This is a genomic window from Nonomuraea sp. NPDC049725 (assembly GCF_040674795.1).
In the GTDB taxonomy this organism is placed as follows: domain Bacteria; phylum Actinomycetota; class Actinomycetes; order Streptosporangiales; family Streptosporangiaceae; genus Nonomuraea; species Nonomuraea ceibae.
This window is the reverse complement of sequence record NZ_JBFANJ010000019.1, coordinates 108,848-127,392: the sequence shown is the minus strand read 5'-3', so window position 1 is coordinate 127,392 and position 18,545 is coordinate 108,848. Positions and strand designations below refer to the sequence as shown.

The window sequence follows — 18,545 nt, the reverse complement described above, 5'->3', positions numbered from 1 at the left end:
GGAGGAAAGGCATGCTCAACCTGTCGAGCGTCCTGGAGGACAGCGCGCGCAACACCCCGGATGCCACCGCGATCGTCTTCGGGGACATGCGACTGCCCTACTCCATGATCGACACGGTGGCCTGCCAGGTCGCGAACCTGCTCGTGTCGCGCGGCATCGGCAAGGGCGACAAGGTGGCGATCGCCTGTCCCAACCTGCCCTACTTCCCGTTCGTCTACTTCGGCATCCTCAAGGCCGGGGCGACGGTGGTGCCGCTCAACGTGCTGCTGCAGTCGCGGGAGATCGCCTACCACCTCGACGACAGCGACGCCAAGGCGCTGTTCTGCTTCGAGGGCACGCCGGAGCTGCCGCTGGGCGAGCGCGGCAAGGCGGGGTTCGAGGCGGCCGAGGGGTGCGAGCACTTCTTCGTGCTGCCCGCCACGGCGCTGGCCACGGAGTCGGAGTACGGCGAGTCGATCTGGGCGGCGCTGGGCGGGATGTCGGGCGAGTTCGAGACCGTGCAGACCGCGCCCGACGACACCGCGGTCATCCTCTACACCTCGGGCACCACGGGCCGCCCCAAGGGCGCCGAGCTCAGCCACCAGAACATGGTCATGAACGTCATGGTCAACGACAAGATGTTTCCGCGCACCGAGGGCGGCGACACCTATCTGGCGGTGCTGCCGCTGTTCCACTCCTTCGGGCAGACGGTCATCCTCAACACCGGTTTCATGCGCGGCGCGACGCTGGTGCTGATGCCGCGCTTCGAGCCGGGCGAGGCGCTGGCCATCATGCGCGCCGAGGGGGTCACGTTCTTCGCGGGCGTGCCGACCATGTACTGGGCCCTGCTCACCAAGATCCACGCCGACGGCGAGGAGGCCCCGTCCACGCTGCGGATCGCGGTGGCGGGCGGCTCGGCCTCGCCGGTCGAGGTGCTCAAGGACTTCGAGAAGACGTTCGGCATCCCGATCCTGGAGGGCTACGGCCTGTCGGAGACCTCGCCGGTGGCGAGCTTCAACCAGCTCGGCCGGCCCACCAAGCCGGGCACGATCGGCACCCCGATCTGGGGCGTGGAGATGCGGCTGGTCGACCCCGACTGGAAGACCGTCGAGGGCGAGGGCCCGGGCGAGATCGCGGTGCGCGGCCACAACGTCATGAAGGGCTACTACGGCCGCCCCGAGGCCACCGCCGAGGTGATGCGCGACGGCTGGTTCCGCACCGGCGACATCGCCACCCGGGACGCCGACGGCTACTACTCCATCATCGACCGGGCCAAGGACATGATCATCCGCGGCGGGTTCAACGTCTACCCGCGCGAGGTGGAGGAGGTCCTCATGGGCCACGAGGAGGTCTCGCTGGCCGCCGTCGTCGGCGTCCCGCACGACTCCCACGGCGAGGAGATCAAGGCGTACGTGATCCGCACCCCGGGATCGTCGCTGACCGAGGACGACCTGATCGCCTGGAGCCGCGAGGCCATGGCGGCCTACAAGTACCCGCGGGTGGTCGAGTTCCGTGACGCGCTCCCGATGACGGCGACGGGCAAGATCCTCAAGCGCGAGCTGCGCTGACGCCGAAACTTTCATCGGCCGACGCCCTCCCAGCTGCGTGCCGGGAGGGCGTCATCGTCCGGGCATTGCTCGATCGAAATTTTCTGTCCACACTCGAAATGTTTCAGTTCGAGGGAGAGGAACTCGATGAGCATCAGATCCCGGATCGCGGGAGCCGTGGCGGCGGCCGTGGCGATCGCCGCGGCGGCGCTGGCCCTGGCGCCGCCTGCCGCCTCGGCCCAGCTGACGGAGGTCACCGGCTTCGGCACGAACCCCACCGGCCTGCGCATGCACCTGTACGTGCCCGACGGCGTCGGCGCGCGCCCGGCGGTGCTGGTGGCCGTGCACTACTGCACCGGGTCCGGGCCGGCGTTCTACTCCGGCACGGAGTTCGCCTCGCTGGCCGACCGGCACAAGTTCATCGTCATCTACCCGTCGGCCACCAGGAGCGGCTCCTGCTACGACGTCTCCTCGCCGCAGGCGCTGCGGCACGACGGCGGCAGCGACCCGGTCGGCATCGTGTCCATGGTCCGCTGGGTCGAGCAGCGCTACGGCGCCGACCCCGGCCGCACCTACGCGGTGGGCGCCTCGTCCGGCGGCATGATGACGAACGTGCTGCTCGGCGCCTACCCTGACGTGTTCGAGGCGGGCGCGTCGTACATGGGCGTGCCGTTCGGCTGCTTCGCCACCACCGACGGGTCGAGCTGGAACAGCGCGTGCGCCAACGGCCAGATCAGCCGGACGCCGCAGCAGTGGGGCGACCTGGTCCGCGCCGCCTACCCGGGCTACGGCGGCGCCCGGCCGCGCATGCAGATCTGGCACGGCACCGAGGACAGCACGCTGCGCTACCCGAACTTCCAGGAGCAGATCAAGCAGTGGACGAACGTCCACGGCCTGAGCCAGACGCCCGCCCGCACCGACCAGCCGCAGCCGTCCTGGACCAGGACCCGCTACGGCGGCACCGGCACGAACGTGGCCGTCGAGGCCGTCAGCCTCCAGGGCGTGGGCCACAGCCTGCCGGTCGGCGGGATGGCCGGGGCCACGATCGACTTCCTCGGCCTGTCGGAGCCCGGCCCGACGACCTCCCCGAGCATCACGCCCACGGCCACGACCACGGCGACGCCGCCGCCGGGCGGGTGCCGCGTCACGTACACGATGAGCACCTGGAACACCGGGTTCACGACCGCGGTCACCATCACGAACACCGGCTCCACCCCGGTGTCGGCCTGGTCGCTGGCCTTCACGCTGCCGCAGGGCCAGAGCGTCACGGGCGCGTGGAACGCCACGCTGTCGCCGTCGAGCGGCCAGGTGACGGCCAGGAACGTCGCCTACAACGGGGCGATCGCGCCGGGCGCGTCGGCGTCGTTCGGCTTCCAGGCCACCCACTCGGGCAACACCGCCGAGCCGGCCGCCTTCACCCTCAACGGCTCCCCCTGCGCGACGGCCTGACCACCGGGCGGTGGGATGGTTGTCCCATGTACGTCGTCTTCACCGGCGGGCCCGGGTCCGGCAAGAGCACGCTCGTCGAGGCTCTGCGCGGACGCGGGCTCGCCGCCATGCCGGAGGCGGGCCGGGCGATCATCCGGGAGCAGGCGGCCATCGGCGGCGCCGCGCTGCCGTGGGCCGATCCCGGGCTGTTCGCCGAGCTGATGCTCTCCTTCGACCTGCGCTCCTACCGGGAGGCCCCTGAGGAGGGCACGGTGCTGTTCGACCGGGGCGTGGTGGACGTGGCCGCCTACCTCACGCTGTCGGGGCTGCCGGTCCCGCCGCACGTGCGCGCCGCCGCCCGGGCCGTGCGCTACGGGCGGGTGTTCGCGGCGCCGCCGTGGCCGGAGATCTACGAGCGGGACGCCGAGCGCAAGCAGGATCTCGCCGAGGCCGAGCGCACCTACGAGGCCTGCGTGGCGGCGTACCAGGAATATGGCTACGAGCTGGTCGTGCTGCCCCGGGCGAGCGTCGAGGAGCGGGCCGGGTTCGTGGCGCGCGAGCTCGGGACGGGCGGCTAGAAGTCGGCTAGAAGAGGGCCTCGATGCGGTCGAGGTGCTCTTCTCCCCAGGTGCCGAGCGGCGCGAGGGCGGTGTTGAGCGACTGGCCGAACTCCGTCAGCGAGTACTCGACCTTCGGCGGCACCTGGTGGTAGACCTCGCGATGCACCAGGCCGTTCGCCTCCATCTCGCGCAGTTGCTGGATCAGCACCCGTTCGCTGATGCCGGGCACCGCGCGCCGCAGCTCGCCGAACCGCACCGGGCCCTCGCCCAGCGCGAACAGGATCAGGCCCTTCCACTTGCCGCCCATGACGGCGATGGCGGCGTCGAGCCCGCAGGTGAAGGTCCGTGTCATCAGCGCCTCACTTACCTCGATGTCAGTACCCGACAAAATAGTAGGTACTTGAGCAAATGTCAGCGAAGGGGCCAGCATGTGACCTGATCAACCGATGGGAGAATACCTATGACCGACGTGACCGTTCTCGGCCTGGGCTCGATGGGCGCGGCGCTGGCCGGGGCCTTCGTCGACGCCGGGCTCCGGACGACCGTGTGGAACCGCACCCCGGAGAAGGCCGCGCCCCTGGTCGCCCGGGGAGCCGAGCGGGCGGCGGACGTCGCCGGCGCGGTCGCGGCGAGCCCGCTCGTCGTCGCCTGCCTGACCACGTACGCCGCCACCCGGGAGGCGCTGGAGCCGGCCGCCGGGGCGCTGGCCGGGCGCACCCTGGTCACCCTGAACAGCGGGACGCCCGCGGCGGCCCGCGACCTGGCGGCCTGGGCCGCCGGGCACGGCGCCCGCTTCCTCGACGGCGCGGTGAAGAACGTGCCCTCCGCCGTGGGCGCGCCGGACACGCTGCTCTACTACAGCGGCGACCGGGCGGTGTTCGACGAGCACGAGAAGACGCTGCGCGTCCTCGGCGGCGACACCGTGCACCTGGGCGAGGAGCCGGACCTGGCGGCGCTGTACGAGAGCGCGGTGGGCGGCATCCTGCTGCCGGCGCTGCTGGGGTTCCTTCAGGGCGCGGCGCTGGTGACCGCCCGGGGCCTGGAGGCGCGCACGCTGGTGCCGTACTCCGTCAAATGGCTGGAGATGATCGGGTCCGTGCTGCCGGAGCTGGCCAGGGAGATCGACTCCGGCGACTACGGCGAGCCCGCCTCCGCCATCGGGCTCTTCCACGCGAGCCTGGACGAGGAGCGCGCGCTCGGCGACGAGGCGCGGGTGGACGTCTCCTGGCAGGCGCCGATGCACGACCTGATCGAGCGGGCCGTGGCGCAGGGGCGCGGCGACCAGAGCATCTCGGCGCTGATCGAGCTGCTCAGGGCGGCGTGAGCCCGGTCAGCGGCGGTCGAGGCCGGACAGCTGCCAGGCCAGGCGGCGGCGCACGGCCGGGAGGCGGCCCGCGGCCGTCAGGACGAGGTTGCGCAGCGGACGCCAGGCGGCGCGGGCGGTGGCCAGGCGGGTGAGGCGGCCCGCCAGCGCGACGACCTTCCCGGCGACGGGCCGCCGGGTGGCCGTGTGGGTGTCGAGCAGGGTGTCGGGCTCGCCGTCGAGGACGCGGGCGAGCAGCTCGGCGAGGGTGACGGCGTCCTCGATGCCGAGGTTCATGCCCTGGCCGCCGGCCGGGGAGTGCACGTGCGCGGCGTCCCCGGCGAGCAGGACGCGGCCCCGGCGGAAGGTGCCGGCGACGCGGTGGTGGACGCGGAAGCGCGAGCCCCACACGACCTCGTGCACGACGGCGGGCGACGCCTTCGGGCCCCGGGCGTCGAGCAGCGCCTGGACGAACGCGGTGTCCGGCTCGCGCGGAGCCTCGGCGACGGTGGCGACGACGCGGTGCAGGCCGCCGGGGAGCGGCGCGACCACGACGAGCCCGGCGGGCGAGAAGTAGAGGATGACCTCGTCGTGCGGCACGCCGCCGCTCAGCCGCACGTCGGCGAGGGTGAACGACTCGGCGTACGTGCCTCCGTCGAAGGGGATGCCGGTGGCCTCCCGTACCGTGCTGTGCATGCCGTCGGCGCCGATCAGGTAGGCGGCGCGCAGCCGCCGGCCGTCGTCGAGCGTGGCGGTGACGCCGCCCGCGTCCTGCTCCAGGGCGGTCAGCGTGACCGGGCGCAGGACCTTTCCGCCGAGCTCCTCCAGGCGGGCCAGCAGGAACGCCTCCGTGTCGGCCTGGGAGATCATCAGCGTGTACGGGTAGCGGGTGGGCAGGTCGCCGAACGGGACGGGCACGAGCAGCCGGTCGCGGTCGCGGATGGTGAAGCGGGGCGTGTGGACGCCACGCCCGGCCAGGGCGGCGGCCACTCCGTACGGCTCCAGCAGCTCCAGGGTGCGGGCGTGGACGACGGCGGCGCGCGAGGTGTTGGCGCCTTCGGCCTGGGCGTCGAGAATGGTCACCGCGTGTCCGCGCTGGGTGAGCACGAGGGCGGCGGTGAGGCCGACGGGACCGGCTCCGACGATGAGGACGTCCATGGGTTCCTCCAATTGCCAACGCTTGTAGGCATCACGCTAGACAGCGCGGCCAACGAAGTCAACAGTTGTTGGCCTACAGTTGTTGGCATCACGGAGAAACGTCCCGGCTCCCACGGACGATCAGAACGGGAAACAGGTCAATCACGGGGAGACGACGATGGACAGCGGCAGGCTCGCGGTGCCCGGGGCGGAGCTGTACTACGAGGTGCGGGGAGCCGGACCGGTCCTGCTGCTGATCAACGGCGGCGACGGCGACGCCGGCCTGTACGCGCCGCTCGCCCAGCAGCTCGCCGACCTCTACACGGTGATCACCTACGACCCGCGCGGCAACTCCCGCAGCCGCCTGACCGGGCCGGCGGGCGAGCAGCGGCTGCCCGAGCACGCCCGCGACGCCCACCTGCTCGTGCGCGCACTCACCGCCGAGCCCGCCTACGTGTTCGGCACCAGCTACGGCGGCATGGTCGGCATGCACCTGCTCGCCCAGCGGCCCGAGCAGGTGCGGGCGCTGGTGGCGCACGAGCCGCTGCTGACCGAGCTGCTACCCGACGCCGCGCGCTGGCGGGCGCTCTTCGCGGAGGTGCGCGACTCCCTCGACCGCGACGGCGCCGGGCCCGCGGTGCGGCGGCTGTCGGAGGCGCTGGGCGTGCCGGCCCCGCCCGACCCGGACCCGGCGCTGCCCGCGCCGGTCGCCGAGATGCTCGCCCGGGTGGCGGCCAACCTGGAGTTCTGCCTGCGCTACGAGCTGTGCTCGTTCACCGGCTACCTGCCGGACGAGGAGGCCCTGCGCCAGGGCCCGTTCACGCTGGCGAGCGGCGCCGAGACGCATCACACGCCAGGCCGCCGCACCGCCGAGATCCTGGCCGAGCGGCTCGGCATCGACATCGCCGAGTTTCCCGGCGGGCACGTGGGCTTCCTCACGCACCCGGCCGAGTTCGCCAAGACGCTGCACGAAGTGCTGGACCGCTGATCAGGGCCAGTCGCGGGCCGGGCGCAGCGGCATGCCGGAGCGGCCGTCCTCGTCCAGCTTGACGCCCAGCACCTGATGGAGCTGCACCTTGTTGCGCTCGAAGCCGACGATGCAGCCGGCCATGTACAGCGCCCACACGCGGGCGGTGCCCATGCCGACCTCCTCGACCGCGTCGGCCCAGTTGGCGTCGAGGTTGTCGCACCAGACCCGCAGGGTCTTGGCGTAGTGCTCGCGCAGGTTCTCCTCGTGGCGGATCTCGAAGCCGAGGTCCTCCATGTGGCGGATCAGCGTGCCCACCGACTCCAGCTCCCCGTCCGGGAAGACGTAGCGGTTGATGAAGCCGCCCTTGTTGAACGTCCTCTCGGTCCCCGTCGGCCGCGTGATGCAGTGGTTGAGCATCCGCCCGCCCGGCTTGAGCTTGCCGTTGAGGAACGTGAAGTAGGAGCGCAGGTTGGCCGCGCCGATGTGCTCCGTCAGGCCGATCGAGCTCACCGCGTCGAATCCCGACTCGGTGACGTCGCGGTAGTCCATGTAGCGGACCTCCGCCAGGTCCTGCAACCCGGCGTCGGCGATCGCCTTCTGGGCCCACTCGGCCTGCTGCTTGCTCAGCGTCACGCCGAGCGCCTTGACCCCGTAGTGCTCGGCCGCGTGCATGACCATGCCGCCCCAGCCGCACCCGACGTCGAGCAGCCGCATCCCGGGCTTGAGCCCGAGCTTCCTGGCCACCAGGTCGAACTTGGCGAACTGCGCCTCCTCCAGCGTGGAGTCCTCCTCAGGGAAGGCCGCGCACGTGTAGGCCATGCTCGGACCGAGCACCCAGCGGTAGAAGCGGTTGGACACGTCGTAGTGGTGGTGGATCGCCTCGGCGTCACGCTGCTTGGCGTGCCGCGAGCCGAGCCGGGCCAGCGTGCTCTGCCGCATCTCCTGCGGAGGCGGCGGCACCCGCATGAGCAGCGGCTTGACGCCCAGCGACCGCACCGCGGCGAGCTTCTCCGCGGTCGTCAGGTCGTTGGTCGTGATGTTCCACATGCGGTCGAGCAGGGTGTAGAGGTCGCCGTGCACGTCGATGTGACCGGAGACATACGCCCTGGCCAGACCCAGCTCACCCGGAGCCTGGGCCAGATAGGCGACCGCGATCGGGGACTTGACCTCTATCGCGATGTCGGCGCCGTCAGGCCCCGCCTTGGTGCCGTCATACGCCATGAACGCGATGTTGGCGTCCGAGCCTACGATTTTCTCGAAGATGGACGCGAGAGCCATCTGCCATCACCTTCCCCGTACACACTTGTCGTACAGGTCGAGCAGGCGACCGCCCGGGTCGTATTCCCGCTTGACCGGCCAGTAACCGTCACCGTTGTACAGCTCCCAGAACTGATCACGGGCGTAGAAGGACGTCGAGTAGAGCGACTTGTGCCCGTCGAGCTCGTGCACCGCGTTCTCGATCAACCGGTTGTAGTAGCCGTCGAACTGTCCCCGGGGCAGCGGGACCATGCCCCAGAAGCCGAAGTTCACGTAGAGCTTGCCCGGCTCCAGCGGATAGAGGGGCCAGCGTGAGCCGGCGCGCAGCGGGCACATCCACACCGGCGTCATGCCGACCTTGTCGTGGAAGAACTCCAGGAACGCCGCGCCGCGCTCGACCGGGACCTCCACGTCCTGGATGACCGGCTCGTGCACCGGCTGCCCGCGCCACCGGTCGATCCTGGCCGTCACCCCGTACTGGCGGTCCAGGGCGACGAGCTTGCGGTAGACGTCGGAGCGCATCCACCGGCGCGGCATCAGCGAGCGCACCACGGGCTGCTGCACGCCGAACGCGCGCGAGCACCAGAACCAGTCGGTGTCCCAGCGCCACAGGTAGTCGCGCACGGTCAGCCAGTCGCGGTTGCGCTTGCGGATCGACTGGTAGTAGATCCGCATGCCGGTGTAGTCGGAGACGTACGGGGCGCGGTCGGCGAAGCGGCCGACCGTGATGTACAGCTCCTGCGGGTCGAAGAAGACGCCGTCGACGAAGTCGACCCGCTCGCCGTCGTGGACCATGCTCTCACTGATCTCCTGCATGGCGAGCATGCACTTGGCGGCGTCGGTGAACCTGATGTGGGTCAGGTGCACGTACGGCTCGACCTTGCGGAGCTTGATCCGGATGCGCAGCGCGTAGCCCAGCGTGCCGTAGGAGTTGGGGAACGCGCGGAACAGGTCGCGGTGCTCGTTGTCGTCACGCGCGACGATCACCCGGCCGTCGCCGGTGAGGATCTCCAGCTCCTCGACCGACTCGTGCGGCAGGCCGTCGCGGAAACTGGTGGACTCGATGCCGAGCCCGGTCACGGCGCCGCCGAGCGTGATGGTCTTCAGCTGCGGCACCACGTACGGCATCAGGCCGTGCGGGAGCGTGGCGTCGACCAGGTGCTCGTAGGTGGTCATGCCCTGGACCTCGGCGGTCATCGTCTCAGGGTCGACGCTGATGACCTCGTCGAGGTCGCGTGCCGACAGCTTGGCCGTCTTGCCCGCGTCGCGGAACCTGAACAGGTTGGACGTGGCCTTGGCCAGGCGCGGCGCGGCGTCGCCCGGGATCTCGGCATAGGACCGCCGGATGTCCTCTACTGCCCGCCGGTGTGTGGACATCGTCGTCATCACGCAAGCACCCCCTTGAGCCCGGTAGAGATCGTCGACAAGACCGTATCTCTCCGGCACATCCCCGGAACAGACCGGGGTCGTTAAACGCACGAAAACTCTTCATCGTGTCAGCTCGAAACCCTACAAGACAGGCGAATCCGCGAATTTCCTCCGGATGATCGGAGAAACGCCGTTCACCACGTGGGCCACCGGCCGCCCGTCGAGCGCCGCCGCGAGGTTGTCCAGGGTGGCCGTGAGCAGCCTTCCGGTGGCCTCGGAGGTGACCCCGGCGACGTGCGGCGACAGCAGCACGCCCGGCAGCTCGCGCAGCGAGTCGCCCGCTGGCAGCGGCTCGGTGTCGAAGACGTCGAGCGCCGCGCCGCCGAGCCGGCCCTCGCGCAGCGCGGCGACGAGCCCTTCCTGGTCGACCACCCCGCCCCTGGCCGCGTTGACCAGCAGCGCGCCCTGCCTCAGCCGCCGGGGGTCGACCAGGCCGCGCGTCTCCTCCGACAGCGCGATCGCCACGACCACCACGTCGCTGGAGCCGAGCAGCGCGTCCAGGTCGCGGTAGCCGGGCTCCTCGCGGGGCGTGCGCGTCCAGTAGGACACCTCGCAGCCGAGCGCCCGGAACAGCCCGGCGCAGGCCACGCCGATCGGGCCGTAGCCGACGACGCCGACCTCGCGCCCGCGCAGCTCGGCCGGGCGCAGCGCCTGCTGCGGCCACTCGCCGGCGCGGACGGCGGCATCGGCCTCGGCCAGCTTGCGCGACAGCGCGAGCGCGGCGGCCAGGCACCACTCGGCCACGGCGGTCGCGCTGACGCCCGCCGTGTTGGCCACCGGCACGCCGGCCGCCGCCAGCGCGGCGAGGTCGTGGCCGTCCACGCCCACGGACGGCTGCTGCAGGAACGCCAGCCGGGGCGCCGCCGCCACCGCCCGCGCGTCGAGCGTCAGCTCGCCCGTCCAGTCGCCGAGCACGATCTCCGCGCCGGCGAGCGCGGCCAGCAGCGCGTCACGGTCGCGGGCGGCGGGCGCGCGCACCGACACCCGCTCGCCCAGCGGGGCGAGCATCTTGCGCAGGAGTTCCTCGGGCAGGGGCGGGAGTGCCAGCAGGTTCCACGGCGTCATGCGCCTACGGTAAAGCTCCCGATCACCTGGCGCATCAGGCGGGTGTTGCGCCGCCACTGGGTCTCGTCGAACGTCCACGACAGGATGTAGGCGGTGTCGCCCACGGCCAGCGCGCGGCGCACCTCCCTGTAGCGGGTGCCCGGCGCCGCCCACGGCGCGCCCTCCCCCGCGGTCCAGGTGAACTCCCACTCCACGGCCTTGGTCCCGTGGTGCATGACGGTCCGGCGGCCCAGGTTCCGCACCTCGGCGCCGTTCTGCCGGAAGACCTCCTCGGCGTCGCGCAGGAGCTGGTGCGGGTCGAGCTTGGCGTAGACGGCCTCGACGCCCAGGTGGCCGGCCCGGTCGCGGCGGGTCCACTCGGTGAACGACTCGTTGAGCGCGCCCCGCCAGCCGATGGGCCGCCTGATCGTCCAGCCGTCGCGCGAGACGTAGGCGCGCACCGGCGGCCGCGTCCGGGTGGGCGTGGGCGTCGGGGTGGTGGTGACGGTGGGCGTGGGCGCCTGCGTGGTGGCCGGCGGGCTCGGCATCGGGCTCGTCGCGGCCGCGTGCGCCACCTGCTTGCGCGCGACCTCGGGCGGCGCGGAGGCGCGCAGGTAGGTGATCGTGCCCGCCGCCACGACCACGACCGCCGCCGTGACGGCCGCGATGAGCGTACGGCCGGACCGGCCCGGCTTCTTGTCCGGGACGTGCTGGTCGGCGTGGGCGGGCCGGGTCGCGCCGATGGCGGCCAGCAGTTCGTCGGCCTGCTCGGCGGTCAGCCGCTCCTCCGGCTCCTTGCGCAGCAGCCCCTTGAGCACGGGGTGCATGGCGGGCGGGATCCTGCGGTAGTCCGGCTCCTCGTTGAGCAGCGCGTTGAGCGTGGCCATGGGCTCGCCCCGCTCGAACGGCGAGCGGCCGAGCATCGTGGCGTACAGGGTGGCGCCCAGCGACCACAGGTCGGAGGCGGGCCCGGCCTCGGCGGCGCGGACCCGTTCCGGGGCCAGGAAGCTGGGCGAGCCGGTCACCATGCCGGTGCTGGTCAGCGAGGAGTCGCCCTCGGCGGTGGCGATGCCGAAGTCGGTGAGCACCGCCCGGCCCTCGCCGGTCAGCAGGATGTTGGCGGGCTTGACGTCGCGGTGCAGGACGCCCAGCTCGTGCGCGGCGCGCAGCGCGGACAGCACCTGCCGTCCCACGTCGGCGGCCTCGCGCACGGGCAGCGCGCCGGAGGCGGCCACGACCTGCTCGACCGAAGGGGCGGGCACCAGCTCCATGATGATCCAGGGCCGGCCGTCCTCCTCCACCACGTCGTAGATCGCCACGACGGACGGATGGTTGAGCTTGGCCGCCGTGCGCGCCTCCCGCGCGGTGCGCACCAGCATGCGGTCCCGCTCGGCCTTGGGCAGGCCGTCGGGCAGCACGACCTCCTTGATCGCGCAGGGCCGGTTGAGCAGCGTGTCCCGGCCTTCCCAGACCACGCCCATGCCCCCGCGGCCGAGCTCGCGCAGTAACCGGTAGCGCTTGGCGATCAGCTCGCTGCTCTCCGAATCCATGTCCTACCCCTGTAGACCACCCGAATAGTGGGCAAGTTTCCCATACCTCACACGTCTCTGATGGCCTGTCCGGCGAGCGTCTTGCCACGACTCACCGAATGTTGTTCTACTAGGGGGATGCCGATGACCGAGGGACGCCAGGGCCCGCTGGCCGGAGTCCGGGTGCTGGAGCTGGCCGGGCTCGCGCCGGGGCCGTTCGCCGGGATGATGCTCGCCGACCACGGCGCCGAGGTGCTGCGCGTCGACCGGGTCGGCGCGGTCTCCGACCGGCCCAGGACCGACGTGATGGACCGCGGCAAGCGCACGATCGGGCTCGACCTCAAGTCGCCCGACGGCGTGGCGGCGTTCAAGGACCTGGCCCGCGCCGCCGACGTGGTCATCGAGGTGTTCCGGCCCGGCGTGGCCGAACGGCTCGGCATCGGCCCGGACGACCTCCACGCGGTCAACGAGCGCCTGATCTACGGCCGGATGACCGGCTGGGGCCAGGACGGCCCGCTGGCGCCCACCGCCGGGCACGACATCGACTACATCGCGATCTCCGGCGTGCTGTCCATGCTCGGCCGCGAGGGCGACAAGCCCACCCCGCCGATCAACATCCTGGGCGACTTCGCCGGCGGCGGCCTCATGCTCGCCTACGGCGTGCTGCTGGCCCTGTTCGAACGCGAGCGCACCGGCCAGGGCAAGGTCATCGACGCCGCCATGGTCGACGGCGCCGCGATCCTGTTCGCGATGTTCTACCAGGGCGTGCGCGGCGGCTTCTGGGGGCCGCGCGGCACCAACCTGCTCGACACCGGCGCCCCCATGTACGACACGTACGAGACCGCCGACGGCCAGTACCTGGCGGTGGGGGCGCTGGAGCCGCAGTTCTGGGACACGATGGTGCGGCTGATGGGCCTGACCGGCCTGCCCGACCGCGACGACCGGGCCCAGTGGCCGGCCCTGCGCGAGCGGCTGGCCGCCGAGTTCCGGACCCGGACCAGGGCCGAGTGGGAGGCCGTGTTCGACGGCTCCGACGCCTGCGTCTCGCCGGTGCTGTCGATGGCCGAGGCGCCCGATCATCCCCACAACGTGGCCAGGGGCGCCTTCGTCGAGTCCGGCGGTCTCAGCCAGCCCGCGCCCGCGCCGCGCCTGGTGGGCGCGCCCGCCCCCGACCTGTCGCCCGCGACCCGGCTCGCCGACCTGTCCGCGTGGGGGATCAACGCCGAGGCCGCGGCCAAGCTGCGCGCCCAGGGCGTGCTGGCCTGACCGTGCTCAGGGACGCGCCGCCGTACGGACCTCGTGGGCGGTGTAGTCCTTGAGCGCGATCTCGTCGTGCAGCCTGACCCCCCGGGCGCCCAGCTTCGACACCGCCCGGGTCACCCCGGCGGGCATCAGGCCGATCAGCCCGGCGGCGGCGCGCAGCGCCCACAGACCCCCCGGGCTGCCCGGCACCAGCTTCCTGGCCGCCGACACGGCGAACGAGCGGCTGCGGCGCACGTACTCGCCGATCTCGGCCTCGTAGGCCGGGAAGGCCCGCGCGGGGTCCCCGCCGGCCGCGGCGAGCTCGCCCGCCAGCACGTACGCGCCCACCACGGCCAGGCTGGTGCTGCCGCCGACGGCCGGGCCCGGACAGTAACCGGCGTCGCCGACCAGCGTGACGCGCCCGCGTGACCACGAGTCCAGGCGCAGCTGGGTGATCGAGTCGAAGTAGAACGCCGGGGTGGTGTCGAGCTCGGCCAGCAGCCGGGGCACGTGCCAGCCGAAGCCGGCGAAGTGCTCGCGCAGCAGGTCCTTCTGCCGCTCCACGTCGCGGTAGTGGTAGTCGATCGGCTCGGCGGGACGGAACATGAACAGCGCCCGCGCGTCGGGCAGGCGGGCCGCGCCGTACAGCGCCGCCATCCTGCCGACGCCGCTCAGCCCCTCCACCGTGGCGTCCAGGCCGAGGAAGTTGGGGACGGAGACGACGGCCAGGTAGGCGCCGATCCAGGTGGAGAAGTCCGATTCGGGGCCGAAGACCAGGCGGCGCACGTTGGAGTGCAGCCCGTCGGCGCCCACCACCAGGTCGAACCGCCGCGCCGGGCCGCGCTCGAACGTCACCTCGCCGTCGCCGGAGATCGCGGTGATGGAGTCGCCGAAGACGTACTCGGCGTCGTCCCGGGTGGCGTCGAAGAAGATCTCGCCCAGGTCGTCGCGCATGATCTCGGCGTGCCGGTCGGAGACCCCGGCCATCATCCTGCGCAGCTCGACCACCACCGGGCGCTCGTGGCCCTCGGTGTACATGGTCAGCCGCTCCGTGCCGGTCTTCATCTCCTGGATCCGGTCCAGGACGCCCATCCGCCCGGCGATGTCCAGGGCGGGCCTGAACAGGTCGACCGCGTGGCCGCCCGTCTTGCGCAGCGCGGGGGCGCGCTCGACGACCGTGACCTCGAATCCGTATCGGGTGAGCCAGTAAGCCAGTGCGGGTCCGGCGACGCTGGCGCCGGAGATGAGTACGCGCATGGCAGCACCTCCTTACTTAACGGATGGTAAGTGGGTGCACGGCGAAGGCGCAAGGGCTTACTTAACGGGAGGTAAGGATTACGCTTGGAGCATGGCCAGGCCCAGCGACACCAAGACCCGCATCCAGGCAGTGGCGCGCGAGCTGTTCGCGCTCCAGGGCATCCAGCAGACGAGCCTGCGCCAGATCTCCGACCGGCTCGGCATCACCAAGCCGGCCCTCTACTACCACTTCGCCTCACGCGACGACCTGGTCCGCAGCATCATCGAGCCGATGATCGACGACATCGACCGGTTCGTCACGGGCCGGGAGCGGGGCGACCCCAGGCGGCTGCTGGAGGACTACTTCGACCTCGTCTGGCGGCACCGCGAGGTCATCTCCATGATGCTGCGCGACCTCAACACGCTCTCCTACCTCGACATGGGCGAGCGCTTCATGGCCTGGCGGCGGCGGCTGGTCTTCCTGCTGCTGGGCGACGAGCTCACCGTGGCCCAGCAGGTCCGCGCCACCGTCGGGCTCGGCGGGATGTCCGACTGCGCCGTGGAGTACGCCCACCTGGCCCTGGACGAGGTCAAGCCCGTCGCCGTCGAGGCCGCCGCCGCCGCACTCGGGCTGCCCTAGACGGCCACGTAGAGGTCGGCGCCGCCCGGGTGGTGCACCTCCAGGTCCGTGCCGAACGAACGGGCCGGCGTGCCGCCCGACTCGGTGTGCTTCCACACCCGCTGCCACGCCTCCACGATCGCCTGCGGCATCGGGCCGCGCGCCTCCACCAGCAGCGACTGCGCCGCCGGCACCCGCACCGCCACCATGCCCTCCGGCAGCCTCGGCACCGTGCGGACGGCGATGCCGACGATCTGCGTGTAGGCGCCGTGGTGGTCGCTCTCGTAGTCGGTCAGCACCGCGTACAGGTTCTCGTCCACCCGGCCCGGCACGTGCGCGAACGCGCCCGGCGCCCCCGCCCGCTGCCACAGCGCGGGCAGCTTGGCCCGCGCGGGATCCATCTCGTCGGCGTTCGTGGTGCGCACCGCGAACCCCACGACGAGCATCTCGTCCCGATTGGTGACGTCCACACGCCCCTCCATCCCCCAGAAGTGTCCGGGCCGATCATAAGCCCACCACAAAGGGGGAATTCCCTAGGTAGGACCTGTTACCTCATAAGATGGATGAACGTGAAATTTCTCAACGGCATGGAGCCGCAGTACGACCTGACCTACAGCGACGTCTTCATGGTGCCGTCGCGTTCCTCGGTCAACTCCCGTCTCGCGGTCGACCTGTCGACGCACGACGGAACCGGCACCACGATCCCGGTCGTCGTGGCCAACATGACCGCGGTCGCCGGCCGCCGCATGGCCGAGACCATCGCCCGCCGCGGCGGCATCGCCGTGATCCCGCAGGACATCCCCTTCGACGTGGTCGCCGACGTCGTCGACTGGGTCAAGAAGCGCGACCTCGTGCACGACACCCCCCTCACCCTCACCGCCCACGACACCGTCGGCGAGGCGCTGCAGCTGCTGCCCAAGCGGGCGCACAACGCGGTCATCGTCGTCGACTGGGAGAACCGGCCCGTCGGCGTCGTCACCGACGCCGACTGCCAGGGCGTGGACATGTTCACGCAGCTCTCCCAGGTGATGTCCAGCGAGCTGCTCACCCTGCCCGCCGGGCTCGACCCGCGCACCGCCTTCGACCGGCTGCACGAGGGACGCCACCGGCTGGCCCCCATCGTCGACGCCGAGGGCCGCCTCGTCGGCATCCTCACCCGCACCGGCGCGCTGCGCGCCACCCTCTACCAGCCCGCCGTGGACAACCAGGGCAGGCTGCGGATCGCCGCCGCCGTCGGCGTCAACGGCGACGTCGCCGCCAAGGCCAAGGAGCTCCTCGACGCGGGGGTCGACTGCCTGGTCGTCGACACCGCCCACGGGCACCAGGAGAAGATGATCGCCGCGCTGCGCGCCGTGCGCGCGCTCGAACCCGGCGTGCCCGTCGCGGCCGGCAACGTGGTGACCGCCTCCGGGGTCCGCGACCTGGTCGACGCAGGCGCCGACATCGTCAAGGTCGGCGTCGGGCCGGGCGCCATGTGCACCACGCGCATGATGACCGGCGTCGGCCGGCCGCAGTTCTCCGCCGTCCTGGAGTGCTCGGCCGAGGCGCGCCGGCTCGGCCGGCACGTGTGGGCCGACGGCGGCGTCCGCCACCCCCGCGACGTGGCGCTCGCCCTGGCCGCCGGGGCCGCGAACGTCATGATCGGCTCCTGGTTCGCCGGGACGTACGAGTCGCCGGGCGACGCCCGCACCGACGCCGACGGCCGCCGCTACAAGGAGAACTTCGGCATGGCCTCCGCCCGCGCCGTCCGGCTGCGCACCGCCGAGGACAGCGCGTTCGACCGGGCCAGGAAGGCGCTGTTCGAGGAGGGCATCTCCACCTCCCGCATGTACCTCGACCCGCGCCGGCCCAGCGTGGAGGACCAGATCGACGCCATCGTGGCCGGGCTGCGCTCCTCGTGCACGTACGCCGGGGCGGGCACCCTGGAGGAGTTCCACGAGCAGGCCGTCGTCGGCATCCAGAGCTCCTCCGGCTACGCGGAGGGGATGCCGCTGCACCAGAGCTGGTGACGTCAGCCTCTGACGCGCAGGGTGACGCCGGAGACCCCGGCCGACAGCGGGCCCGCCAGGAAGAGCGCCGGGCCCGCCGGGTCGGCCTCCGGAGTCTCCAGGACGAGCGCGTTCACGCGGACGCCGCGCGGGCGCAGCTCCGCCGCCAGCGACCCGGTCAGGCTCTCCACCAGGGCGCGCACCGGGCCGTCGCCTGACACGACATTCACGATCGACGCGCCCGCGCCCATCAGCGGCAGCAGGCGCCGCACCATGCCGGTGACGCGGGTGAACCCCTCGTCGACCAGCCGGCGCCCGTCCCGCTCCGGCAGCTCCGCGAGCGGGACGGGCCTCGCCTCGGGCCCGGCGTTGACCAGCACGTCCACCCGGCCCCACCGCTCCTCCACGGCCCGCGCGAACACCCCGGCCGCCACCGGATCCCGTACGTCCACCGTCATCGCCGGCCCGCCCGCCGGCTCGGGCCTCACCCCGCCGTACGACCCGCCGCGCCGGGAGCCGTCAGGCGGCGCGGGACGGCCGGCATCCGGCGGGGTGGGGCGGGGGTCGTGCCGTGGGGTGGCGCGGTCGCAGGTCGCCAGGTGGGCGCCGAGGGCGCGCAGGGTCTCGGCGATCGCCCGCCCGCTCCGGGAGGCGGCCCCGGTGACCACGGCGACGCGCCCGGACAGCAGGATCGCATCGGGTGAAAGGGCGGGCATGGACGATGACGATATCCCGACGGCATAGAGTCGTCAGGTTCATTCACATCGTCAACAGGAGCACTTCGTGGCACTCGAGAAGCCGGAGATCGACTTCCCGGCGGGCAACCCGCCTGCCGACCTGGAGATCGAGGACATCACCGTAGGGGACGGCCCCGAGGCCAAGCCTGGTCAGAACGTCAGCGTCCACTACGTGGGCGTCGCCTTCTCCACCGGCGAGGAGTTCGACGCGTCGTGGAACCGCGGCCAGGCGTTCGAGTTCCCGCTCGGCGCGGGCCGCGTCATCGCGGGCTGGGACCAGGGCGTGGCCGGCATGAAGGTCGGCGGCCGGCGCAAGCTCGTCATCCCGCCGCACCTCGGCTACGGCGCCGCCGGCGCGGGCGCGCGGATCAAGGGCGGGGAGACCCTCATCTTCGTGGTCGACCTGCTCGGCGTTCGCTGACCGCACGCCGCACCGGCGCAGGGGCGGCCCCCGTCCGCTCCTGCGCCGCGGCACCTCCGGCAGCTCGCCGCCCGTCCGCCGCGGCACCTCTGACGGTCGCCGCAGGTTCCGCCGCGGCGC

The 18,545-nt window shown here is 72.2% G+C and carries 18 protein-coding genes; 9 read left to right on the top strand and 9 right to left on the bottom strand.

What is annotated here, in order from left to right; translation table 11 throughout:
• Positions 1 to 11 precede the first annotated feature (11 nt).
• From AB0J53_RS37345 to AB0J53_RS37335, 3 genes are all read left to right on the top strand, one after another.
• On the top strand, positions 12 to 1,547 hold the full coding sequence (locus tag AB0J53_RS37345; RefSeq protein ID WP_219508322.1) for a long-chain fatty acid--CoA ligase: 1,536 nt from the start codon (positions 12 to 14) through the stop codon (positions 1,545 to 1,547).
• A 126-nt stretch (positions 1,548 to 1,673) separates the two neighbouring features.
• Positions 1,674 to 2,975, top strand: coding sequence for a PHB depolymerase family esterase (locus AB0J53_RS37340; RefSeq protein WP_364181063.1), 1,302 nt, complete (start codon positions 1,674 to 1,676; stop codon positions 2,973 to 2,975).
• A 26-nt stretch (positions 2,976 to 3,001) separates the two neighbouring features.
• Positions 3,002 to 3,532, top strand: a complete 531-nt coding sequence (locus AB0J53_RS37335) for an AAA family ATPase (protein WP_364181060.1) — start codon at positions 3,002 to 3,004, stop codon at positions 3,530 to 3,532.
• 7 nt (positions 3,533 to 3,539) lie between these two features.
• Here the strand turns inward: AB0J53_RS37335 and AB0J53_RS37330 are convergent, their stop codons facing one another.
• Positions 3,540 to 3,866: a helix-turn-helix domain-containing protein gene (locus tag AB0J53_RS37330; RefSeq protein ID WP_219508319.1), complete on the bottom strand. Its 327-nt coding sequence runs from the start codon at positions 3,864 to 3,866 to the stop codon at positions 3,540 to 3,542.
• A gap of 108 nt (positions 3,867 to 3,974) precedes the next feature.
• On the opposite strand from AB0J53_RS37330, the gene AB0J53_RS37325 reads away from it, so the two are divergent.
• Positions 3,975 to 4,838: an NAD(P)-binding domain-containing protein gene (locus AB0J53_RS37325; RefSeq protein WP_364181055.1), complete on the top strand. Its 864-nt coding sequence runs from the start codon at positions 3,975 to 3,977 to the stop codon at positions 4,836 to 4,838.
• A gap of 6 nt (positions 4,839 to 4,844) precedes the next feature.
• On the opposite strand, the gene AB0J53_RS37320 is transcribed toward AB0J53_RS37325, so the two are convergent.
• Positions 4,845 to 5,975 carry an FAD-dependent oxidoreductase gene (locus AB0J53_RS37320; RefSeq protein WP_364181052.1) on the bottom strand — a complete coding sequence of 377 codons (1,131 nt, stop codon included), beginning with the start codon at positions 5,973 to 5,975 and terminating at the stop codon, positions 4,845 to 4,847.
• Positions 5,976 to 6,132: 157 nt separating this feature from the next.
• Between AB0J53_RS37320 and AB0J53_RS37315 the strand changes: the two genes are divergently transcribed.
• On the top strand, positions 6,133 to 6,942 hold the full coding sequence (locus AB0J53_RS37315; protein WP_364181049.1) for an alpha/beta fold hydrolase: 810 nt from the start codon (positions 6,133 to 6,135) through the stop codon (positions 6,940 to 6,942).
• Here the strand turns inward: AB0J53_RS37315 and AB0J53_RS37310 are convergent, their stop codons facing one another.
• The 4 genes from AB0J53_RS37310 to AB0J53_RS37295 all read right to left on the bottom strand — a co-directional run bounded on the left by AB0J53_RS37310 (position 6,943) and on the right by AB0J53_RS37295 (position 12,203).
• Positions 6,943 to 8,202 carry a cyclopropane-fatty-acyl-phospholipid synthase family protein gene (locus AB0J53_RS37310; RefSeq protein ID WP_364181047.1) on the bottom strand — a complete coding sequence of 420 codons (1,260 nt, stop codon included), beginning with the start codon at positions 8,200 to 8,202 and terminating at the stop codon, positions 6,943 to 6,945. It lies immediately after the preceding gene.
• Positions 8,203 to 8,208: 6 nt separating this feature from the next.
• A complete protein-coding gene (locus AB0J53_RS37305; protein WP_219508314.1) occupies positions 8,209 to 9,567 on the bottom strand; it encodes an FAD-binding oxidoreductase in 1,359 nt (452 codons plus the stop codon).
• A gap of 123 nt (positions 9,568 to 9,690) precedes the next feature.
• Complete coding sequence (locus AB0J53_RS37300) at positions 9,691 to 10,674, bottom strand: NAD(P)-dependent oxidoreductase (RefSeq protein WP_364181044.1); 984 nt, start codon at positions 10,672 to 10,674, stop codon at positions 9,691 to 9,693.
• The gene (locus AB0J53_RS37295) at positions 10,671 to 12,203 is read right to left on the bottom strand and encodes a serine/threonine-protein kinase (protein WP_364181041.1); all 1,533 of its coding nucleotides are present in this window, start codon (positions 12,201 to 12,203) and stop codon (positions 10,671 to 10,673) included. The genes AB0J53_RS37300 and AB0J53_RS37295 overlap by 4 nt, the downstream gene beginning before the upstream one ends.
• Positions 12,204 to 12,326: 123 nt before the next feature.
• On the opposite strand from AB0J53_RS37295, the gene AB0J53_RS37290 reads away from it, so the two are divergent.
• Positions 12,327 to 13,448 carry a CaiB/BaiF CoA-transferase family protein gene (locus AB0J53_RS37290; RefSeq protein ID WP_364181038.1) on the top strand — a complete coding sequence of 374 codons (1,122 nt, stop codon included), beginning with the start codon at positions 12,327 to 12,329 and terminating at the stop codon, positions 13,446 to 13,448.
• A gap of 6 nt (positions 13,449 to 13,454) precedes the next feature.
• Here AB0J53_RS37290 and AB0J53_RS37285 read toward each other — a convergent pair whose 3' ends face one another.
• Entirely contained in the window at positions 13,455 to 14,681 is a 1,227-nt protein-coding gene (locus AB0J53_RS37285; protein ID WP_364181035.1) for an FAD-dependent monooxygenase, read from the bottom strand.
• A 91-nt stretch (positions 14,682 to 14,772) separates the two neighbouring features.
• Between AB0J53_RS37285 and AB0J53_RS37280 the strand changes: the two genes are divergently transcribed.
• A complete protein-coding gene (locus AB0J53_RS37280) occupies positions 14,773 to 15,300 on the top strand; it encodes a TetR/AcrR family transcriptional regulator (protein ID WP_219508309.1) in 528 nt (175 codons plus the stop codon).
• On the opposite strand, the gene AB0J53_RS37275 is transcribed toward AB0J53_RS37280, so the two are convergent.
• On the bottom strand, positions 15,297 to 15,749 hold the full coding sequence (locus tag AB0J53_RS37275; RefSeq protein ID WP_364181031.1) for an effector binding domain-containing protein: 453 nt from the start codon (positions 15,747 to 15,749) through the stop codon (positions 15,297 to 15,299). The genes AB0J53_RS37280 and AB0J53_RS37275 overlap by 4 nt on opposite strands.
• A 99-nt stretch (positions 15,750 to 15,848) precedes the next feature.
• On the opposite strand from AB0J53_RS37275, the gene AB0J53_RS37270 reads away from it, so the two are divergent.
• Positions 15,849 to 17,288: a GuaB1 family IMP dehydrogenase-related protein gene (locus AB0J53_RS37270; protein ID WP_364181028.1), complete on the top strand. Its 1,440-nt coding sequence runs from the start codon at positions 15,849 to 15,851 to the stop codon at positions 17,286 to 17,288.
• Between the two features lie 2 nt (positions 17,289 to 17,290).
• On the opposite strand, the gene AB0J53_RS37265 is transcribed toward AB0J53_RS37270, so the two are convergent.
• A complete protein-coding gene (locus AB0J53_RS37265) occupies positions 17,291 to 17,983 on the bottom strand; it encodes an SDR family oxidoreductase (protein WP_364181025.1) in 693 nt (230 codons plus the stop codon).
• Between the two features lie 67 nt (positions 17,984 to 18,050).
• On the opposite strand from AB0J53_RS37265, the gene AB0J53_RS37260 reads away from it, so the two are divergent.
• Positions 18,051 to 18,425, top strand: a complete 375-nt coding sequence (locus tag AB0J53_RS37260) for an FKBP-type peptidyl-prolyl cis-trans isomerase (RefSeq protein ID WP_219508305.1) — start codon at positions 18,051 to 18,053, stop codon at positions 18,423 to 18,425.
• The last annotated feature ends 120 nt before the right edge of the window (positions 18,426 to 18,545 follow it).